This is a genomic window from Streptomyces sp. ME02-8801-2C (genome assembly GCF_033793965.1).
In the GTDB taxonomy this organism is placed as follows: Bacteria; Actinomycetota; Actinomycetes; order Streptomycetales; family Streptomycetaceae; genus Streptomyces.
This window is the reverse complement of record NZ_JARAXP010000004.1, coordinates 736,582-755,771: the sequence shown is the minus strand read 5'-3', so window position 1 is coordinate 755,771 and position 19,190 is coordinate 736,582. Positions and strand designations below refer to the sequence as shown.

Annotated in this window: 18 protein-coding genes and 1 pseudogene; 12 read left to right on the top strand and 7 right to left on the bottom strand. The window is 70.6% G+C overall.

From position 1 onward, the window contains the following. The first annotated feature begins 10 nt into the window (after nucleotides 1-10). A complete protein-coding gene (locus tag PV396_RS16580) occupies nucleotides 11-1,246 on the top strand; it encodes a hypothetical protein (RefSeq protein WP_319205257.1) in 1,236 nt (411 codons plus the stop codon). 97 nt (nucleotides 1,247-1,343) lie between these two features. Next, nucleotides 1,344-1,517 carry a hypothetical protein gene (locus tag PV396_RS16575; RefSeq protein ID WP_319205255.1) on the top strand — a complete coding sequence of 58 codons (174 nt, stop codon included), beginning with the start codon at nucleotides 1,344-1,346 and terminating at the stop codon, nucleotides 1,515-1,517. Between the two features lie 71 nt (nucleotides 1,518-1,588). On the opposite strand, the gene PV396_RS16570 is transcribed toward PV396_RS16575, so the two are convergent. From PV396_RS16570 to PV396_RS16560, 3 genes are all read right to left on the bottom strand, one after another. Then, nucleotides 1,589-2,551 carry a 3-oxoacyl-ACP reductase gene (locus PV396_RS16570; RefSeq protein WP_319205253.1) on the bottom strand — a complete coding sequence of 321 codons (963 nt, stop codon included), beginning with the start codon at nucleotides 2,549-2,551 and terminating at the stop codon, nucleotides 1,589-1,591. A 9-nt stretch (nucleotides 2,552-2,560) separates the two neighbouring features. Further along, the gene (locus PV396_RS16565) at nucleotides 2,561-3,637 is read right to left on the bottom strand and encodes a Zn-dependent alcohol dehydrogenase (protein WP_319205251.1); all 1,077 of its coding nucleotides are present in this window, start codon (nucleotides 3,635-3,637) and stop codon (nucleotides 2,561-2,563) included. A 69-nt stretch (nucleotides 3,638-3,706) separates the two neighbouring features. Further along, nucleotides 3,707-4,567, bottom strand: coding sequence for a MaoC/PaaZ C-terminal domain-containing protein (locus PV396_RS16560; RefSeq protein ID WP_319205249.1), 861 nt, complete (start codon nucleotides 4,565-4,567; stop codon nucleotides 3,707-3,709). Nucleotides 4,568-4,882: 315 nt separating this feature from the next. Between PV396_RS16560 and PV396_RS16555 the strand changes: the two are divergent. From PV396_RS16555 to PV396_RS16515, 9 genes and pseudogenes are all read left to right on the top strand, one after another. Then, a pseudogene (locus PV396_RS16555) lies at nucleotides 4,883-6,214 on the top strand (sensor histidine kinase); the annotation flags it as partial. A gap of 371 nt (nucleotides 6,215-6,585) precedes the next feature. Beyond that, nucleotides 6,586-7,218 (top strand): response regulator transcription factor, encoded by a 633-nt coding sequence (locus PV396_RS16550; RefSeq protein WP_319205571.1) that lies wholly within the window; start codon nucleotides 6,586-6,588, stop codon nucleotides 7,216-7,218. 154 nt (nucleotides 7,219-7,372) lie between these two features. Further along, complete coding sequence (locus PV396_RS16545; protein ID WP_319205245.1) at nucleotides 7,373-9,124, top strand: MFS transporter; 1,752 nt, start codon at nucleotides 7,373-7,375, stop codon at nucleotides 9,122-9,124. Between the two features lie 169 nt (nucleotides 9,125-9,293). Then, on the top strand, nucleotides 9,294-9,974 hold the full coding sequence (locus tag PV396_RS16540; protein WP_319205243.1) for a class I SAM-dependent methyltransferase: 681 nt from the start codon (nucleotides 9,294-9,296) through the stop codon (nucleotides 9,972-9,974). Nucleotides 9,975-10,410: 436 nt separating this feature from the next. Further along, the gene (locus tag PV396_RS16535) at nucleotides 10,411-10,824 is read left to right on the top strand and encodes a hypothetical protein (protein WP_319205241.1); all 414 of its coding nucleotides are present in this window, start codon (nucleotides 10,411-10,413) and stop codon (nucleotides 10,822-10,824) included. A gap of 306 nt (nucleotides 10,825-11,130) precedes the next feature. Then, on the top strand, nucleotides 11,131-12,054 hold the full coding sequence (locus tag PV396_RS16530; protein ID WP_319205239.1) for an N-acetylmuramoyl-L-alanine amidase: 924 nt from the start codon (nucleotides 11,131-11,133) through the stop codon (nucleotides 12,052-12,054). Between the two features lie 93 nt (nucleotides 12,055-12,147). Continuing rightward, on the top strand, nucleotides 12,148-12,987 hold the full coding sequence (locus PV396_RS16525) for a hypothetical protein (protein ID WP_319205237.1): 840 nt from the start codon (nucleotides 12,148-12,150) through the stop codon (nucleotides 12,985-12,987). Between the two features lie 149 nt (nucleotides 12,988-13,136). Continuing rightward, complete coding sequence (locus tag PV396_RS16520; protein WP_319205569.1) at nucleotides 13,137-14,147, top strand: LLM class F420-dependent oxidoreductase; 1,011 nt, start codon at nucleotides 13,137-13,139, stop codon at nucleotides 14,145-14,147. Between the two features lie 68 nt (nucleotides 14,148-14,215). Beyond that, on the top strand, nucleotides 14,216-14,509 hold the full coding sequence (locus PV396_RS16515; protein ID WP_319205236.1) for a hypothetical protein: 294 nt from the start codon (nucleotides 14,216-14,218) through the stop codon (nucleotides 14,507-14,509). 26 nt (nucleotides 14,510-14,535) lie between these two features. On the opposite strand, the gene PV396_RS16510 is transcribed toward PV396_RS16515, so the two are convergent. From PV396_RS16510 to PV396_RS16500, 3 genes are read right to left on the bottom strand one after another with little or no spacing between them, the layout of a single operon-like run. Beyond that, on the bottom strand, nucleotides 14,536-15,606 hold the full coding sequence (locus PV396_RS16510; RefSeq protein WP_319205235.1) for a prenyltransferase: 1,071 nt from the start codon (nucleotides 15,604-15,606) through the stop codon (nucleotides 14,536-14,538). Continuing rightward, nucleotides 15,603-16,358: a class I SAM-dependent methyltransferase gene (locus tag PV396_RS16505; protein WP_319205234.1), complete on the bottom strand. Its 756-nt coding sequence runs from the start codon at nucleotides 16,356-16,358 to the stop codon at nucleotides 15,603-15,605. The genes PV396_RS16510 and PV396_RS16505 overlap by 4 nt, the downstream gene beginning before the upstream one ends. Continuing rightward, nucleotides 16,352-17,794 carry a glycosyltransferase family 4 protein gene (locus PV396_RS16500; protein WP_319205233.1) on the bottom strand — a complete coding sequence of 481 codons (1,443 nt, stop codon included), beginning with the start codon at nucleotides 17,792-17,794 and terminating at the stop codon, nucleotides 16,352-16,354. Before PV396_RS16500 ends, PV396_RS16505 begins: the two co-directional genes overlap by 7 nt. A gap of 288 nt (nucleotides 17,795-18,082) precedes the next feature. On the opposite strand from PV396_RS16500, the gene PV396_RS16495 reads away from it, so the two are divergent. Further along, nucleotides 18,083-18,760 carry a TetR family transcriptional regulator gene (locus tag PV396_RS16495; RefSeq protein WP_319205231.1) on the top strand — a complete coding sequence of 226 codons (678 nt, stop codon included), beginning with the start codon at nucleotides 18,083-18,085 and terminating at the stop codon, nucleotides 18,758-18,760. A gap of 192 nt (nucleotides 18,761-18,952) precedes the next feature. Here PV396_RS16495 and PV396_RS16490 read toward each other — a convergent pair whose 3' ends face one another. After that, a complete protein-coding gene (locus PV396_RS16490) occupies nucleotides 18,953-19,186 on the bottom strand; it encodes a ferredoxin (protein ID WP_319205230.1) in 234 nt (77 codons plus the stop codon). Between the last annotated feature and the right edge of the window lie 4 nt (nucleotides 19,187-19,190).

The window sequence follows — 19,190 nt, the reverse complement described above, 5'->3', positions numbered from 1 at the left end:
TGACCGATCGATGACGGCCTGTGCGATCGAACTCGCGGTGGTGAACCCGCGGGCGGAGTGCGCGATCACTGCGGACGGTGCCTACGGGGCCCGGCTCGCGCGCCGCGGCGACTCCTGGTTCCCGGAGCGCTGGACGCTCGACGGACCCGAGCCGTACGCCGTGCCGCTGCCCGGCAACCAGCCGGAGGAGCCCGGTACGCAGGTGCTGCCGATGGGCGACGGGCGCGTCCTCATCCACCGTCCGATCGACGGCCGGCACACCTTCGCGCTGCTTTACCCGACCGGCCCCGGCACCGGCGAACTCCCCCTCGGCGCCGTCGAGTGCCCCGACCCCGGCACCCCGCTGCGGCTGCTGCCCCCTGCTCCGGGCGGCGACCGCGCGTACGCCCTCGCCCTGGGCCCGCGTTCGACGACGGTGTGGCTGGTGGCGGGCGGCGCCTTCGGGCCGGAGTACGTCACGGAGGTGCCCGGCCGCTGCTCGGGCGGGGTCTGGTTGGACCGCACGGGTCGGCTGCTCGCCCTGGACCGGGAGGCCGGGGGGTGCACGAAGGCGGTCGTGGTCGACCTGGAGCGCGACGGCGAGGTGTCGCCGCTGCTGCAGATCTCGGCGGAGAGCAACGACCGGCTGCTGCTCGCGGACGCGGACAGCGGGCTGCTGCTGATCGGCTCCGACGCGCCCTCGCCCGGCGAGCAGGAACGGTTGGGCTGGGGGGTGCTGGGCAGCACGCTGCCGGTGCGGTTCCCGGAGTGCCTGCGGATCGACGGGTGCGCGCTCACGCCGTTCGCGATCCAGCCGGGGCAGGTGCTGACGCCGGAGAACTGCGGGGTGGCGTTTCAGATCGAGGGTTCGGCGGGGAGCTGGGTGGGGGTGTGGCGGCCGGCCGCGCGGCAGGTGCGGCACTTTCCGGCGCCGGAGGGGTGGCTGGCGGGGGTCGGGCTGTGGAGCAGGGACGGGGAGCTTCAACTGCCGTACGCGACGGGGGAGGTGCCGTGCGGGGTGGTTCGGGTGTGGGCCGAGGAGCCCGGGGAGGGCGGGGAAAGCGGCACGGGTTGCGTGTCGGGGGCGGTGACGGGCGCGGAGCAGGGTGCCGGGACGGGTGCGGAAACAGGGACAGGGGTGGAGACGGTTGTTCCGGCGCCCGTTGCCGTGGCTCGGCCCGTGCCCCTGCAGCAGGCTCCGCTGGGGCGGCTCGTGACGAAGGTCGGGAAGCCGGGTAACGAAGTGGCGAAGCTTGTAACGAAGTAGTCCCGGTCGGCGTGTGCGGCTCGTGTCACCCGTGGGTGGGTTGGTTAAGATCATCCGGCTGTTAGAAGGATCATGTTGACGGGGTGAACAGTTACCGATGAACGACGCAAGCACCAGCACCATTCAGCCGCTGTCCGCCGACGCCCACGAGGCCACGGGCCACAGCAGGGGCCAGGGCAGGCACCGGGGTCCCGTCTCGGCCCACAACGACGAGACGACCCCGCACGGCCGTCACCGCAAGCCGTCCGAGCAGGCCGAGAACCGGGCCTGACGACACGTCACGTATTGTGCGGCCCCGCCCGGTTGGATACGGGCGGGGCCGCTCTGCGTGTCGGCGCCGGGTCAGCCGTGCTTGAGGCCGAGCACCTCCGCAGCCGCGAACGTCTCCCCGGCGGGCCGCGCCGCGTAGTGCGGGGTGAGGAGGGCGTCCAGTTCGTCGTAGGTGAAGGTGTCCTGCTTGCTGTCGAACTTGGCGGCCACCCGGGGCCGTTCGACGACGGCGACCATCCCGCCGTGGACGACGAGCAGCTGTCCGTTGACGTGTCCGGCCGCTGGTGAGGCCAGGTAGCCGACGAGCGGGGCGACATGCTCGGGGGCGAGGGGGTCGAGGCCGCCGTGGCCGTTCTCCGACTGCTCGAAGTCCCCGAAGACGTCCTCGGTCATCCGGGTCCGGGCGCGCGGGCAGATCGCGTTCGCCGTCACGCCGTACTTGGCGAGGGCGAGGGCCGTGGAGGTGGTCAGCCCGACGATTCCGCCCTTCGCGGCGGCGTAGTTGGGCTGGCCCGCCGAACCGGCGAGGAATGCCTCCGAGGACGTGTTCACGATCCGCCCGTACACCGGCGCGCCGGTCGTCTTGGCGCGGCCCCGCCAGTGTGCGGCGGCGAAGTGGGTCGTGTTGAAGTGGCCCTTGAGGTGGACCCGGATGACGGCGTCCCACTCCCCCTCCGTCATGGAGAAGATCATGCGGTCGCGCAGGATGCCCGCGTTGTTGACCAGGACGTCCAGCTTCCCGAACTCGGCGATCGCCAACTCGACCAGCTCACGGGCCTGTTGCTGGTCGGCCACGTCCCCGGTGTGCGCGACGGCCGTGCCGCCCGCCGCGCGGATCTCGGCGGCGACCTCCTCGGCGGGGGTGGCGGACGCCTCGCCGGAGCCGTCCCGGCCGGGCTGCCCGTAGTCGTTGACGACGACGGCCGCACCGAGCCGGGCCAGTTCCAGTGCCTCGACCCGGCCGAGGCCGCGCCCCGCGCCCGTGACGATCGCGGCGAGCCCCTCGAGTGGCGATGACGATGGCAGTGACGACATCGGCGCCCCTCAGATCTCGATGCACGTACGCAGCGCGGTTCCCGTACGCATCTGTTCGAGGGCCTCATTGATGCCGGCGAGCGGTACGCGGTGGGTGATGAGGCCCGCGAGGTCGACGCGGCCCGCGCGCCAGAGGGCGATCGTGCGCTCGTAGGACCGCAGGACGTCGCCGCCGCCGTACATGGACGGCAGGATGCGCTTCTCGTCGAAGAACAGCTCGAACATGTTGAGCTGGAGGTTGTCGTCCATGGCGCCCGCGCCGACGACGACCATGGTGCCGCCGCGCCGGGTGGTGTCGTAGGCGGTGCGGGCTGTGGCGGAGCGGCCGACGACCTCGAAGACGTAGTCGAACCCCTCGCCGCCGGTGAGCTGTTGCTTGGCGTCGGCCAGCTCGTCCGGTGAAACGGCTTTGGTGGCACCGAACTTGAGCGCGGAATCGCGGCGCGAGAGCACCGGGTCGACGGCGACGATCTCGGCGGCGCCCTGGAGCCGCGCGCCCTGTATCGCGGAGATGCCGACGCCGCCGCAGCCGATGACGGCGACCGACGAACCGGCAGTCACATCAGCGGTGTTGAGGGCGGCGCCAAGTCCGGTGGTGACCCCGCAGCCGATGAGGGCGGCGATGTCGAAGGGCACGTCGTCGGGGATGGGCACGGCGCAGCCCGCGGCGACGACGACCTCCTCGGCGAAGGTGCCGGTGCCGGCCATCCCGAAGACATCCCCGCCGGGGCGCCTGAAGTTGGGGGTGCCCGCGTTCATGAACCCGGCCAGGCACAGCTCGGTCTGGCCGCGCTTGCACGCGGGACACGCGCCGCAGGCGGGCAGCCAGCACACGACGACCCGGTCACCGGCCTTCACGTGGGTTACGCCCTCCCCCACTTCGAGGATCTCGCCGGCGCCCTCGTGGCCCGGGACGAAGGGCGCGGGCTGCGGGAGCACACCGCTCATCGCGGAGAGGTCCGAGTGGCACAGCCCGGTGGCCCGTACCCGGATCCTCACCTTCCCGGGGCCGAAGCCCACGGCCTCGACGTCGTCCAGGACATCGAGCTTGTCCTGCCCGATCTCGTGCAGTACGGCTGCGCGCATGGTGCGGCTCCCCTCAGGAACATGCTTGGTACGAAGCTCAACCCACGGGTGTGCGGTGGTGTGTGCGGTTCATGAGTGTTCGACGACGGTGTCCGCCAGTACGGGCGCGTCCTCCCGCTCGACGGCGGTGACCGACACCTGGACGCGGTCCGGTCCGGGCGTCCACATCCGGATGCGCAGGGTCTCGCCCGGGAACACGACCCCGGCGAAGCGCGTGCGGTACGCGCGGACCCGGCCCACTTCCCCGCCGAGGACCGTGTCGACGACCGCCTTGAGTGTCATGCCGTACGTGCACAGCCCGTGCAGGATGGGCCGCTCGAACCCGGCGCGGGCGGCGAACTCGGGGTCGGCGTGCAGCGGGTTCCAGTCGCCGGAGAGCCGGTAGAGCAGCGCCTGGTCCTCGCGGACGGTCCGCTCGACGACCTTCACGGGATCGCCGTCGGGCGCCGGGAGCCGGTTCGAGGGCCCCCGGTCGCCGCCCCAGCCGCCCTCTCCGCGTACGAAGATCTGCGCGTCGCTCGTCCACAACGGGCCCTCGGCGTCGGCGACTTCGGTGCGCATGACGAGGATCGCCGCGCTGCCCTTGTCGTACACGGCGGCGATGCTTCCGGTGGCGCGCGCCCTGCCCTCGGCCGGGATCGGGCGGTGCAGTTCGATGCTCTGGCCGCCGTGCAGGACGTGGGCGAGGTCGACGTCGACGCCGGGCATGGAGAGGCCGCCGATCACGTCCGGGGAGTCGTTGCCGGCGACGGTGGCGAAGCTGGGCAGGACGTGCAGCCGGGATTCGAGGGTGTAGCGGAGTTCGCCGGGGTCGGTCGCGGGGATGCCGGCGCCGATGCCGAGGTGGTAGAGCTGCACGTCCTTGCGTCCCCAGGCGATCTCTGCGGACCGGGGTTCGGCGGCGACGGCCTTGGCGGCGTCAATGGGCATGGGGCTCCTGATCAGCGGGCGGGGCGGACAGCTCGGGCTGTTTCGCGGAACTGGGACTGGATGCGGGGACTGAGACCTCGGTACGACCGTCCGCACCGTCGGCCGTACCGAGGTCGATACGGGCCGATCTAGAACGCGTTCCAGTCCGGCGCCCCCTGTTGTATAGCCGAGCGGTCCCGAGTTGTGAATACTCCTGACGATGCGTCAGCTCGGTGGCCCCGGGCCGCCCGGCACGCCGAGCCGGGACATTTGTCCTGCCGGACTCCGTACATCGGCATCTGCCCGGCGTGCCGCCCGCTTCGTACGCTGTCGCACATGTCGTGGATACGAAAGGCCGCCTGCCTGGTGGACGAGTGGCGGGCCGAGCGGGTGCGCTGGCGGGCGGACATGGCGCGGTACAAGGCCGCCCGGCGTGCCGCGCGGAAGTCGGGTGTGCCGGAACCGGAGAACCCGGGGCCGCCGCCCACCGGTTTCGCCCTGCTGCCCTGGCTACTGCTGGGCCTGGGCTCCTTCTCCAACCTCCTCGAGGGCCGGACCCCGCTGCCCTGGATCGGCGCGTTGGGCCTGCTCACCTTCAACTCCCTCTACATCTTCGTCACTTTCCGTGCGTTCACGAAGGAGACGCGGGCCGCCAGGTCCACGCGGGTGGCGCTCGTCGCCATGGGCACGCTGACCTGCGCGCTGGCCATCGGGTACGGCGGCACCTGGCTGTACTTCTTCCCGCTGCTCGGACTGGCCACGGGCGCGGTGATGCGCGGCCCGTGGCTGGGCCGCACCGGACTCTCGCTCGCCGCACTGGCGGGGGTCGTGTCCGCCGTACACGAGGGCTGGGACGCGCTGAACGTGGCGTACGGGACGTTCCTGTCGACGATGGTGACGGCGGCGATCCTGTCCCTGGCCGAGGCGGTACGTGAACTGCGGGCGGCGCGCGAGGAGTTGGCGCATCGCGCGGTCGAGGAGGAACGGCTGCGTTTCTCGCGCGACCTGCACGATCTGCTGGGCCACACCCTGTCGGTGATCGTGGTCAAGTCGGAGGCGGCCCGTCGGCTGGCGCCCCGGGACATGGACGCGGCCCTGCACCAGATCACGGACATCGAGTCGGTGGGCCGCCAGGCCCTGACGGAGATCCGCGAAGCGGTGACGGGCTACCGCCAGGGCGGCCTGACCTCGGAACTGGACCGCGCGGACTCAGTCCTGACCGCGGCGGACATCACCCCGGTGATCCACCGCTCGGGCCCACCCCTGTCGCCGACGGCGGAGGCACTGCTGGGATGGGTGGTGAGAGAGGCGGTCACGAACGTCATACGGCACAGCGGCGCGACACGGTGCGAGATCACGGTGGAGAGCGCGGCCGGGTCAGGGGCGCGGGGATCGGGCACGGAGGGCGCGAGCGCGCGGGGTCCGCGCTCGCGGGGCTCGGGGGCGGTGACCATGACGGGGGAGGGCTCGGGCGCGGTGGGCACGCCCCCGCTGGGTCCGGGATCGCGAGGGTCGGGCGTAGTAGGCACGGGGTCGAAAGACACGTCCGGGAAGGGCTCAGGCGCGGAGGCCACGGGCGCGGCGACCACGACCGACGACAGCTCGGGCACGGTGGGCACGAGCGCGGCAACCACGACCGGGGAAAGCTCGGGCACGGAGAGCACGCCCCCGCTGGGTCCGGGATCGCGAGGGTCGGGCGCGGGGGCGCGAGGCACGGCCGGGGAAGGCATGCGCTCGCAGGGCACGAGCGAGTGGGTGCGTCTGTGTGTCGCGGACAACGGGACGGGACCGAAGCAGGTGCCCTCGGGCTCCCCGGGGTGCACGCGGCCCGGAATCGGCGGCACCGGGCTCAAGGGGCTGGCGGAACGCCTGGCGGCGGTGGGCGGCTCGGTCGAGGCGGGGCCGGCACCCGGAGGCGGCTTCCTGTTGACGGCGGCGCTGCCGAGAAGCTCGCGGGAATCACCGTCCCCCCAGCTCGTCGCCGAGCCCGGCACTCAGCTCAACGCCCCCTTCCGCCCTACCCTTACGCCGTGAACGAGATGCCCCGGGATCACCCTCCCGCGAAGTCCATCAGGGTCCTCCTCGCCGAGGACCAGCAGATGATGCGCGGCGCGCTGGCCCTGCTGCTCGGGATGGAGCCGGACATCCAGGTCGTCGCCCAGGTCGCTGCCGGGGACGCGATCGTCGACGCGGCCCTCCTGCACCGCCCCGACGTGGCGCTCCTCGACATCGAACTGCCGGGCATCAGCGGCCTGGACGCCGCCGCCCGGCTCCGCGACGAGGCCCCGGACTGCCGCGTACTGATCCTGACCACGTTCGGCCGCCCCGGCTATCTGCGCCGGGCCATGGAGGCGGGGGCCGCCGGTTTCCTCGTCAAGGACGGTCCGGTGGAGGAACTGGCGGCGTCGATCCGGCGCGTGCTGAGCGGTGAGACCGTCATCGACCCCGCCCTCGCCGCCGCCGCGCTCAGCGCGGGGCCCAACCCGCTCACGGTGCGGGAGTGCGAGGTGCTGAACGCGTCGGTCGACGGCGCCACGGTCGCCGACATCGCCGTCGGACTCCACCTCTCCGAGTCGACGGTCCGCAACTACCTCTCGGCCGCCATCGGGAAGACGCGCACCCGCAACCGCATGGAGGCGGTACGGGAGGCCCGCCAGCAGGGCTGGCTCTAGGCAGCTCGGCGACGGCATCGTGTGACGGGAGATCAGATTCCCATGAACAGGTCAAGGATTAGTTAGTAAGCCAAAACATCGGAATAGTTGCCCAGGCACACGGCTTTATCCACACGTACGTCCCCCACCCGGACCCGCCTGGAGGCTCCACCCCATGACGCACACGACGACCGACCGGCCCGCCGGCGACACCGGCAGAACGGGCGGGGCCATAGTCCCCGTGCTCGCCTTCGCGGGCATTGTTGTCGCGGTCATGCAGACCCTGCTCGTCCCCGTCATCAAGGACCTGCCCCAACTGCTGAGCACCTCGCCCAGCAACGCCACCTGGGTGCTGACCTCGACCCTCCTCTCCGGAGCCGTGGCCACACCGATCATGGGCCGGCTCGGCGACCTGTACGGCAAGCGGCGGCTACTGATCACCAGCCTCTCCGTGATGGTGGCCGGCGCCCTGATCAGCGCGCTCACCAGCGACCTGCTGACCATGATCGTCGGACGTACGCTCCAGGGCTTCGCCATGGGCGCCATCCCGCTCGGCATCGGTCTGATGCGCGACCTGCTGCCCCGCGAGAAGCTCCCCTCCGCGATGGCCCTGATGAGCTCCTCGATCGGCGTCGGCGGTGGCCTCGCCCTCCCCCTCGCCGCGCTGATAGCCCAGAACTCCGACTGGCACGCCCTCTTCTACGGCGCCGCCGGCCTCGGCACCCTCGCCATCGTCCTCACCCTGATCGTCGTACCCGAGTCCCCGACGCGCGCCGAGGGCACCTTCGACGTGCTCGGGACGATCGGGCTGTCCGTGGGCCTCGTCCTCTTCCTCCTCCCGATCACCAAGGGCAGCGACTGGGGCTGGACCTCCGGCACCACGCTCGGCCTGTTCGCCGCGTCCGCCGTCGTCCTGCTCCTGTGGGGCGTACTGGAACTGCGCCTGGACGCCCCGCTGGTCGACCTGCGGACCACCGCCCGGCCCGCCGTCCTGTTCACCAACCTCGCCTCGATCATGGTCGGCGTCTCCTTCTTCGTCGTCTCGCTCGTCCTGCCCCAGCTCCTCCAGCTGCCCACCTCCACCGGCTACGGTCTCGGCCAGTCGATGGTCACGGCAGGCCTGATCGTGGCGCCCCTCGGCCTGACCATGATGTTCACGGCGCCCGTCTACGCCCGCCTCTCCGCCAGGTACGGCCCCAAGATCACCCTCATCCTCGGCCTGCTGATCATCGCGATCGGCTACGGCGCCGGCCTCGGCCTGATGAGTGCCGCATGGCAGTCCGTGGTCATCGCGGTGGTACTGGGCGCCGGTATCGGCCTCGCCTACTCCTCCCTGCCCGCCCTGATCGTCGGCGCGGTCCCGGCCTCCGAGACCGGCGCGGCCAACGGCCTCAACACCCTCATGCGTTCGATCGGTACGTCGGTGTCCAGCGCCGTCATCGGCATGGTGCTCGCCAACACCGCGAACCATGTCGGCGGGGTCGCCATCCCGACGATGCACGGCTTCCGGGTCTCCTTCCTGATCGCGACCGGCGCGGTGGCGGTCGGGCTGCTGCTGGCCCTGTTCCTCCCGGGCCGACGCCCTGCTCAGCCGCAGCTGCGGGCGAGCAGCGAGGAGGACGCGAACCTGGCACGGGCCGAGGAGGCGCTCGCCGCCGCCGGGTTCCGTGGGCGGGTCCTGGACGCAGAGGGCAGCCCGGTCGCCCGGGCCAAGGTCACGTTGATCGACCAGCGGGGGCGCCAGGCGGGGGCGACGCTCTCGGCGGAGGACGGGAGCTATGCGGTCGCCGTCCCGGCGCAGGGGGCGTACGTGCTTGCCGCGCGGGCCTCCGGCCATGGGCCGTTCGCCTCGTCCGCGACGCACGCGGGGGCGGAAGGGGCGGTGGACCTGGATCTGCTGCTGCCCGGGGAGACGGTGAGCGCGTAGCGCTCCGCGCCGGGGGCGTCGGGGGGTGCGTGTTTTGTCTGCGGGTCCGTTGTGGCTGGTCGCGCAGTTCCCCGCGCCCCTTAAGTCGTGAGTCGTGCCCCCTGTCGATTAGTTACCCGGGGGTAGGGCAACATGGGCTTCCGCACGCACGTACGACCGGGAGGCCCCCATGACCGCCGCAGCGCCCAAGCCCGAGGTTCTGGCTGCTTTCGAGGGGGCCAAGGGGTTCATGCCCGCCCGGGAGGGGCTGGCGCTGTACTCGGCCGCTGTCGAGGCGGGGGCGCTCGGGCTGCCGTTGCTGGAGGTCGGGACGTACTGCGGGCGCTCCACGATCCTGCTCGCCGACGCGGCCCGCGCGGCCGGAGTCACGGCGATCACCGTCGATCATCACCGGGGCAGCGAGGAGCAGCAGCCCGGCTGGGACTACCACGACCCGGAGACGGTCGACCCGCGACTCGGCATCATGGACACGCTTCCCCAGTTCCGGCGCACGCTCCACACCGCCGGTCTCGAGGACCACGTCATCGCGGTCGTCGGACGTTCACCGCAGGTGGCGCGGATCTGGAACTCACCGCTCGCCCTCGTCTTCATCGACGGCGGCCACACCGACGAACACGCCACCGCCGACTACGAGGGCTGGGCCCCGCATGTCGCCGAGGGCGGCCTCCTGGTGATCCACGACGTCTTCCCGGACCCCGAGGACGAGTTCACCGGCCAAGCCCCCTACCGCATCTACCTCCGCGCCCTCGCCTCCGGCGCCTTCACGGAGGTCTCGGCGACGGACTCGCTGCGGGTTCTGCGGCGGACGGTAGAGGCGGAGATCGAGCCGGCGGCCAACTGCCGGTCGTAGATCCAGAAAGCGTGCGGGGCCGTACGCCGCAACTGCGCCCCGTCGACGCCGGACTGGCCGACCACCGGCATCAAACGCAGGCCCCGATGCAGTCCGAACCGCATGACGTCGATCACCAAAGTCATCCTCACCCTGGAGCGTCAGGGCTGAAGAAGCTCGTTGACCGATCCACTTTGGATCGCATTCATTATTGAATTGCGCGCGAAATGCAAAATCCTGCCGACTTGCGATCAGGATTGCGGAGTGCTGCTCTGGAATAGGCAGGGGGGCAGAGAGCTAAATGATCCGGGCCCGAATGGGTGGCATTCAGCCGAAGTAGCAGCTGAAGTAGGGGGACGACGCGTCGTGTGACGACCGAATACCCCGCGCTGCGACCCGCTATCGGAGGTTCACGATGACACAAGTCTCTTCTGCCCGCATTCCACTACGCCAGATCATGGCCATGCTCTTGACGGCCGCCCTGACGCTCTCCCTCTCGGTGGTGCTCACCGTCACCTCGGCGAAAGAAGCAGCCGCCTCGTGCTCCGCCAACCGGTTCAACGGCACGTGGCGCTCGTCCGACGCGAGGCTGAAGCGTATCGACGTATGGCAGGGACAGGACTGCCACCCGTACGCCAGGGCCTGGTCCGTCTGCGAGAACGACTCGTCGCATATCTGCAGCTGGGGAAACAGGAGAATGGGAGACAGCCCCGACCCGAACTTCCAGTTCGTCGGATACAACTGGAACAACGCCGATGAGGTGCTGCATCTGCGGATGCAGGACAGTTCTCACATATCGGTGTGGGACCACACCGACTACCACAGCGGTAAGAAGGTCAGCTTCACGGTCGCGATGTACAAGAGCAGCTGAGCCCGCGAAGGGCAGCAAGCTCGACGAGCGAACGGAAGCACTGAGCGTTTTCAGCGTGGCCACTGATGGGGCAATGCCGGTCAGTGGCCACGGTGAGGTGCGGGACGCAACGCACAAAGCCCCGTGCCGTTGAGGGCGGTGTCGACATCGCGACTCACGGGCGCAAGAGCCCTGTTGGCCCCTGTCCTGCCGCATCCGTCGGCGACGGCCGGGCGGACTGGTCGGCCAAGCACCGTCGGCACGGCGTGAAGGTCCAGGTTTCTCACCCCGGCGAACCCATGCGGTCGGAGCACTAGGCTGGCTGACGTGTCCTACGCCGGTCCCGGCTTCGAGCCGCCTCAGCCCCGCCGTTCCTTTCTGCGTCGTCCCTTGTCCGTCGCCCTCGCCGTGCTGGTGCTGGGTGGGGGCGGTGGGTGGTTCGTGTGGGGGGCCGTCGCCGATGACGGTGGGGGTGACGGCGCGGGCAGGTCATTGTCCAGCGGCGGTTATGAACCCCTGGCTCCGATCTCACCGCCCGCCCTCGCCGTCCCCAGTGAGGCCGCGACCTCCCTGGCCGGGAAGGTCGTCGTCATCGATCCCGGGCACAACCCCGGGAACTTCAAGCACACCGCCGAGATCGCCCGCAAGGTGAACATCGGTACGAACTCGAAGGAATGCGACACCACCGGTACCGCCACCAACAGCGGTTACACGGAGGCCGAGTTCACCCTCGATGTCGCGCGGCGGCTGCGGACGATCCTCGAACAGCAGGGCGCCACCGTGAAGTTGACGCAGGACGGCGACCGGTCCGACTACGCCTTCGGGCCCTGTGTCGACGAGCGCGCCCGGATCGGGAACGCCGCGCACGCCGACGCCGTCGTCTCCGTCCACGCCGACGGGAGCGCGCAGGGCAACCGCGGGTTCCATGTGATCCTGCCGGGGGCGGTGCACGAAGGGGCCGCGGACACCCGTGCCATCGTCGCCCCCTCCCGGCTGCTCGGCGAGCGCGTCAAGCACGGGTTCGCCACCGAGACCGGCTCCGAGCCGTCCAACTACATCGGTGGCGGTACCGGTCTCGACACCCGTGCGGACCTCGGCGGTCTCAATCTGTCAACGGTTCCGAAGGTGTTCATCGAGTGCGGCAACATGCGCGACAGCACGGACGCGGCCCTGCTGACCAGCGGATCATGGCGCCAGGAAGCGGCACTGGGGATCTCTGAAGGAATCGTGAGTTTCCTGCGCGGGTCGTGATCAACGCGTGCATCCCGGCGGACAGCCCACACAGGCGGACGATAATGTCGTGCCCCTACGCATGATGACGACGAGACGACCTGAGGACCTGAAGTGAATATCCGCTCCCTCACTCGAGGCGACGGCGTGGTGATCGGAGCAGCGGTGTTGCTGTTCATCGCGTCGTTCCTCGACATCTACTCCGTCGACGGCGCCACGGGCCTCGACATGCCGAACGCCTGGGGCAGCGGCCCGGTCCTGCTGGGCGTCGTCCTCGCAGGCATCATCGGGGCCGCGCTCGTCGTCATGTCGCGCGGTCTGGCGCAGCTGCCCAAGGTCGCCGGTATCGACCTCGGCCAGTTCGGCGTCGCCTTCACCGTGTTCGCCGCCTGGAGCGCGCTCGGCAACGTCTTCGACCCGACGGGCGGTGTCGACAACGTCAGCAACGGCGGCTCCGGCCCGGACGCCGGTACCGGTCTGATCCTCTCCCTCGTCGCCACGGTCGTCATGGCGGCCGCCGCCATCGCCACCCCGCTGGTCCCGGCCCTCAAGGGCGCCCTGATCGGCGCCCCCAAGCCGCCTTCCCCGCAGCCCTACGGCGGGCAGCCCTACCCGGGCGGCCAGCCCCAGGGCGGCTACGGCTACCCGGGCGCCGGCGCGCCGCAGCAGCCGTACGGCGGCCAGCCGCAGGCCGGTCAGCCCTTCGGCGCCGACGCCGGCGCGGGTCAGCCGCAGCAGGCCCAGCCGCCTGCCTCGGACTTCTCCCCGTTCTGGTTCGCCGTACCGGTGCCGCGTCCGCTGTTCGCCGAGGACGGTTCGCCGACCCCGATCGCCGAACTGGCCCCCGGTACCTGGTACTTGGCGGTCGAGCAGCGCGGTCAGGGCTTCATCGCCCAGACGCAGGACGGTCGCCGGGGTGTGCTTCAGGACACCTCCGGCATCCAGCGCGGATAACCGGCCAGGCCTCGCCAGGCCGGACGACACGACTGACCGCCCCTCACCTACTGCTCGCGGCCACGGCCCCTTGCCCTTCCGGGCGAGGGGCCGTTGTCGTACAGTCGCCGCCAGTGGCATCACATCTGACGGTCCGTCAGGAGGCAGGTATGCGGCTCGGTCTCGCGCTCGGCTACTGGGGTCGCGGTCCCTCCCCGGACCACGTACCGCTCGCCCAGGAGGCCGAACGGCTCGGCTACGACTCCGTGTGGACCGCCGAGTCCTGGGGCTCGGACGCGTTCACCCCGTTGACATGGATCGCGGCCCAGACGTCAACCATCAAGCTGGGTACGGCTGTTGCCCAGATGGCGGCCCGCTCGCCGACGGCCACCGCGATGCACGCCCTCACCCTCGACCATCTCTCCGGCGGGCGGGTTCTTCTCGGGCTCGGGCTCTCCGGGCCACAGGTCGTCGAGGGGTGGTACGGGCGCCCGTTCCCGAAGTCGCCGCTCACCGCGACCCGGGAGTACGTGGATGTCGTACGGCAGGTTCTGCGGCGCGAGGCCCCGGTTCAGGTAGCAGGCCGCTTTCATTCCCTGCCCTACGACGGGCCGGACGGCACCGGCATCGGCAAGCCGCTCAAGTCGATCACCCATCCGCTGCGCGCCCGACTCCCCGTCCTGCTGGGCGCGGAGGGACCGAAGAACATCGCCCAGACGGCCCGTATCGCCGACGGCTGGCTGCCTCTGTACTGGTCCCCGTCGCGGACCGAGATGTACGAGGAGCCGCTGAGCGGGGCCGGGGAAGGGTTTCGCGTCGCGCCGATGGCGCAGGCCCGTGTCTGTGCCGATGTGTCGGAAGGGCTACTGCCCGTCAAGATGATGCTCGGCTTCTACATCGGCGGGATGGGCCACGCGGCCCGCAACTTCCACGCCGATCTGATGGCACGCATGGGATACGAGGAAGAGGCCCGGCGGATCCAGGAGCTGTTCCTCGCCGGGCGGCGCGAGGAGGCGGTGCTCGCCGTGCCGGATGCCTTCGCCGACGAGATCTCCCTCGTGGGGCCACGTGAACGCATCGCGGAACGGCTGGAGTTGTGGCGCAAGGGGCCGGTGACCGACCTGCTCGTCCTCTCCCCCGATCCCCATACACTGCGCGTCCTCGCCGAACTCAACTCCTGAGGCGGCGGTCGGCGACGGTTGGCGGCGAGGGTTGGTTTCGTCCCGGGTTTCGGGGCAACCCGAAGGACATGTCCCCCGCATATCACCGTGGTGCCAATCAGGCCGGGACGATCATCGCGATCGTCGCCGACATCATGGCCGTCATCCTCGGCCTCTGGATCCTGATGTACCTGCTGGACGCCAACCGCGCGAACGACTTCGTGCAGGTCGTCCATGACGCGGCCGCCTGGCTGGCGGGCTGGTCGCACGACCTCTTCACGTTCGACGAGCAGTGGGCACGGGTCGTCGCCGGGTACGGACTGGCCGCCGTGGTCTACCTGTTCGTGGGCCACGCCATCGCCAACCGCATCAACCGCCACTGAACCCACTGACGCCAGTTCTCAGCGGTTCAGGCACAGCAGTCGGGGTCCAGTCCCGTAGGCAACAGCTCGCCCCCGAACACCGCGCACGTCGCCTCATGGCCGCCGAGTGCCGCGACCGCGAGGAGTAGCGAACCCGCCGTCCAGGTGGTGAGTTCGCGCGGCCAGATCGCCTCGTCGTGGAACACGTACCCCGTCCAGTACAGGCCGCTGTCCGTGTCGCGCAGGTGCTGGATCGACTGGAGTATCTCCAGGGCCCGGTCGGACTCGCCCACCGCCCAGAGCGCCAGGGCGAGTTCGGCCGACTCGCCGCCCGTCACCCAGGGGTTGGGCACGACACAGCGCACCCCGAGGCCGGGCACGACGAAGCGCTCCCAGCCCTCCTCTATACGGGACTTGGCCTCCGCACCCGTCAACGCGCCGCCCAGGACCGGGTAGTACCAGTCCATCGAGTAGCGGGCCTTGTCGAGGAACCGCTCGGGGTGCCGTCGGATCGCGTGCCGCAGCGCGCCCACCGCCAACTCCCAGTCGGGCTGCGGCTCTTCACGCTGCTCGGCGATGGCGAGCGCGCAGCGCAGTGCGTGGTGGACGGATGAACTGCCCGTCAGCAGGGCGTCGTTGACGTCCGTGCCGTCGTCCTCGCGCTTCCAGCCGATCTCGCCGCCGGGCTGCTGCAGCTGGAGGACGAACTCGACGGCCGCGAAGACCGTCGGCCACATCCGGTCCAGGAAGGTGTCGTCGCCGGTGGCGAGGTAGTGGTGCCAGACGCCGACGGCTATGTAGGCGACGAAGTTGGTCTCCCGGCCCCGGTCGGTGACGGCGTCCGCGTCCCCGTCCGCGTACGCGGCGTACCAGGAACCGTCACCGGTCTGGTGAGCGGCGAGCCACAGGTACGCCCGTTCGGCGGCCTCGTGTTCGCCGGCCGCGTCCAGGGCCATCGCGGCCTCGGTGTGGTCCCACGGGTCGAGATGGTGCCCCCGGAACCACGGGATGGCCCCGTCCTCCCGCTGCTCCGCGAGGATTCCGCGGACGGTGCGGGCGGCCTGCTCGGCGGTGAGGACCCCGGGCAGGACGAGGTGTTCTGTCCGGGGGGTCGTCACTTGGCGGCCACCTCGGCTTCGGACTCGGCAAGGCTCGGCAGGTGCGGCTTGGTCGCGTACGCCACGAAGCTCTTGCCGATCAGCGGGTTCAGCGCCTGCTCGGCGACCCGGGTGGCCAGCGGCTTCTTCATGATGTCCCAGACCAGCAGCTTGTGGTACGCGCGCACCGGCAGCACCTTGTCGTTGTCCACGCCGAACGCGCACTTCAGCCACCAGTACGGGGAGTGCAGGGCGTGGGCGTGGTGGGTGCCGTAGGGCTTCAGCCCCGCTTCGCTGATCTTCGCGAGGAGTTCGTCCGCCTTGTAGATGCGGATGTGGCCGCCCTCGACCTCGTGGTAGGCGTCGGAGAGGGACCAGCAGATCTTCTCGGGACCGTAGCGCGGCACGGTGATCGCGATCCGGCCGCCGGGCTTCAGCACCCGGACCATCTCCGCGAGGACGCCCTTGTCGTCGGGGATGTGCTCCATGACCTCGGAGATGATCACGACGTCGAAGGACTCGTCGGGGAACGGCAGAGCCAGGGCGTCGCCCTCCATGGCCGTCGCGGTGGCCCCGGCTGGCGCCTCGCCCGCCTCCTCCATCGCCGCGAACCACTTGGCGACCTCGCGGATTTCGTCAGCGTTCTGGTCCAGTGCCACGACCTGGGCGCCGCGCCGGTAGCACTCGAACGCGTGCCGGCCGGCTCCGCAGCCGAGGTCCAGAACACGGTCGCCCGGGGCCAGCGGGAACCGGGTGAAGTCGACGGTCAGCACGAAGTCCTGCTTTCGCGGTCGGGGGTCTCGTTGGGGGCGGATATGGAGGTGCGCGTGGGGCGGGGCCCCCGGGGTGCCGATCGGGCGATCGCCTCGCGGTAGTGGTCCGCCGTGCCCTGGGCCGCGCGGGCCCACGTGAAGCGGGCCAGGACGCGCTCGCGGCCCGCCCGGCCGAGGCGCGCCCTCAGTTCCGGGTCGGCGAGGAGGGTCGCCAGGGCGGCGGCCAGGGCCCCGGGGTCGCCGGGCGGTACGGCCAGGCAGGTCTCGCCGTCGGGGCCGGCCACCTCGGGGATCGCTCCGCCGGTGGTGGCGACCAGGGGCGTACCGGTGGCCATCGCCTCCGCCGCCGGGAGCGAGAAGCCCTCGTAGAGGGACGGTACGCAGGCGATCTCCGCCGAGCGCACCAGGTCGACGAGTTCCTCGTCGGAGATGCCCTTCACGAACTCGACGGCGCCTTCGAGGCCGTACCGCTCGATGGCCTGGGCGACGGGACCGTCCTCGGCGCGCTTGCCGACGACCACGAGGTGGGCCGTGGGGTGTTCCGTACGTACCTTCGCCAGCGCCTCGACGAGGAACACCAGCCCCTTGAGGGGGACGTCGGCGCTGGAGGTGGTCACGATGCGGCCCGGTATCTGGGGCACCGCCGGGTCGGGCGAGAAGAGGTCGGTGTCGGCGCCGATGTGCACGACGTGGATGCGGTTCTCCCGTACGCCGAGATGGTCGACGATCTCCTGACGCGATGTCCCGGAGACGGTGAGCACGGACGGCAGGCGGCGGGCCACGCGCCGCTGCATACGCGTGAAGCCGTACCAGCGCCGTACGGACATCCGGCGGCTCAGGCTGTCGGCCGCGGCCAGGTCCAACTGCCGGTCCACGGTGATGGGGTGGTGGATCGTGGTGACGAGCGGGGCGCCGATGTCGCCCAACAGGCCGTAACCGAGGGTCTGGTTGTCGTGCACGACGTCGAACTCTCCGCTGCGGGCGCGCAGTTGGCGGCGTACGCGGAGGGAGAAGGTGAGCGGTTCGGGGAAGCCGCCGGTCCACATCGTGGCGACCTCGAGCGCGTCGATCCAGTCGCGGTACTCGTCACGCCCCGGGGTGCGGAAGGGGTCCGGCTGGCGGTACAGGTCGAGGCTGGGCAGCTCGGTGAGGACGGGGTCGGGGCCTGTGGCCCGGACGGCTTCACCGTCGAGTACGTCGCGGCCCTCGAGTACGTCACGGCCGTCGAGTACGTCCAGCACCGGGTACGGCTGGGAGCCGATGACCTCGACGCGGTGACCGAGCCGGGCGAGTTCGCGCGACAGATGGCGTACGTAGACGCCCTGGCCGCCGCAGAACGGGTTCCCCTTGTAGGTCAGAAGTGCGATGTTGAGCGGTCGCTCGCCGTCCGCGGCGGGATCCCCCTGAGGGCCTGCCTCGCTGGCCTCGGCCGTCACTCCCGGCCCCCTTCTCCCCACGGTTTCCCGCGAGACTACGACGGGACGCTAATCTAGAACAAGTTTCAGAGTTGATCGTTCAGGAGGATCCGAATCTACCGGCAGGTAGGTCGGCTGTGAGCGGTGGATCAGGTGATTCGCGCCACGGCGGACGCACGGCGCCGCACGACACGGACGTGCCATGCTGACTGTTTGCCGACATATCACTGCCCGAACATCACTGCCCGATCGCCGCCCGGTCGTCCACTCGATCGCCGTGCGAGCACCGACTGTCACGGAACGGGACCCATGACTGCCGACGCGAAGGTGGAAGCACATACGGTGAGAGCGGCCTCGTTGCCGCCGTCCGCTCCGCTCACCGAGCGGCAGGAGGCCCGCCGGCGCCGGATCCTGCACGCGAGCGCGCAGTTGGCGAGCCGGGGTGGTTTCGACGCGGTGCAGATGCGGGAGGTCGCGGAGTCCTCGCAGGTCGCGCTCGGCACGCTCTACCGGTACTTCCCGTCCAAGGTCCATCTTCTGGTCGCCACCATGCAGGACCAGTTGGAGCACATGCACGGCACGCTGCGGAAGAAGCCGCCTACGGGCGAGACGGCGGCGGAGCGGGTGGCGGAGACGTTGATGCGGGCGTTTCGCGCGTTGCAGCGGGAGCCGCATCTGGCGGATGCGATGGTGCGGGCGTTGACGTTCGCGGACCGGAGTGTTTCGCCTGAGGTCGATCAGGTGTCGCGGCAGACGACTGCGATCATTCTGGACTCGATGGGGTTGGGTGAGGGGGCGGAGGGAGTGGGGGCCGGACGGTATCCGACCCCCGAGCAGCTGTCGGCGGTTCGGGTGATTGAGCACACGTGGCATTCGGCGTTGGTGACGTGGTTGTCGGGGCGGGCGTCGATTGCGCAGGTGAAGATCGACATCGAGACGGTGTGCAGATTGATCGACCTGACGGACCCCTCCGGGGAGGGTCGGTAGGGGTTTTCCTCGCCCCCGCCGCCCCTACCCGTCCCATCCCTGGGGGCTGCCGCCCCCAGACCCCCGCCACAGCCCTGAACGGGCCTCGTCCTCAAACGCCGGACGGGCTGAACTACTCAGCCCCTTCGGCGTTTGAGGAGCGGGGGTTCGGGGGCAGCGCCCCCGAGAAGGCGGCGGGGGCGAGAACCCCTCCTACTCCTCCGGGGGAAACACCCACTCCCCGCCCTCCGCCAGCGTGATCATGATCGCCTCCACCGGACAGTTCTCCGCCGCCGCCAACACCTGCTCGTTCGCGTCCGTGTCCGGTGCGAGTGGATGGGACTGCATCCCGCCGTCCAGGCGGAACCCCTCCGGGGCCCGGTGGACGCACTGCGCCGAGCCGATGCACAGCGAGCGGTCCACCTCCACGTGCCAGCGGTCGCCCATGCCC

Bases quoted from the DNA above. Each gene is read 5' to 3' on its own strand.
- PV396_RS16515 (WP_319205236.1), top strand. From the start codon at position 14,216: ATGTCCCCCGCATATCACCGTGGTGCCAATCAGGCCGGGACGATCATC.
- PV396_RS16520 (WP_319205569.1), top strand. From the start codon at position 13,137: ATGCGGCTCGGTCTCGCGCTCGGCTACTGGGGTCGCGGTCCCTCCCCG.
- PV396_RS16570 (WP_319205253.1), bottom strand. From the start codon at position 2,551: ATGTCGTCACTGCCATCGTCATCGCCACTCGAGGGGCTCGCCGCGATC.
- PV396_RS16495 (WP_319205231.1), top strand. From the start codon at position 18,083: ATGACTGCCGACGCGAAGGTGGAAGCACATACGGTGAGAGCGGCCTCG.
- PV396_RS16550 (WP_319205571.1), top strand. From the start codon at position 6,586: ATGCCCCGGGATCACCCTCCCGCGAAGTCCATCAGGGTCCTCCTCGCC.
- PV396_RS16535 (WP_319205241.1), top strand. From the start codon at position 10,411: ATGGCCATGCTCTTGACGGCCGCCCTGACGCTCTCCCTCTCGGTGGTG.
- PV396_RS16580 (WP_319205257.1), top strand. From the start codon at position 11: ATGACGGCCTGTGCGATCGAACTCGCGGTGGTGAACCCGCGGGCGGAG.
- PV396_RS16490 (WP_319205230.1), bottom strand. From the start codon at position 19,186: ATGGGCGACCGCTGGCACGTGGAGGTGGACCGCTCGCTGTGCATCGGC.
- PV396_RS16540 (WP_319205243.1), top strand. From the start codon at position 9,294: ATGACCGCCGCAGCGCCCAAGCCCGAGGTTCTGGCTGCTTTCGAGGGG.
- PV396_RS16560 (WP_319205249.1), bottom strand. From the start codon at position 4,567: ATGCCCATTGACGCCGCCAAGGCCGTCGCCGCCGAACCCCGGTCCGCA.
- PV396_RS16545 (WP_319205245.1), top strand. From the start codon at position 7,373: ATGACGCACACGACGACCGACCGGCCCGCCGGCGACACCGGCAGAACG.
- PV396_RS16575 (WP_319205255.1), top strand. From the start codon at position 1,344: ATGAACGACGCAAGCACCAGCACCATTCAGCCGCTGTCCGCCGACGCC.
- PV396_RS16565 (WP_319205251.1), bottom strand. From the start codon at position 3,637: ATGCGCGCAGCCGTACTGCACGAGATCGGGCAGGACAAGCTCGATGTC.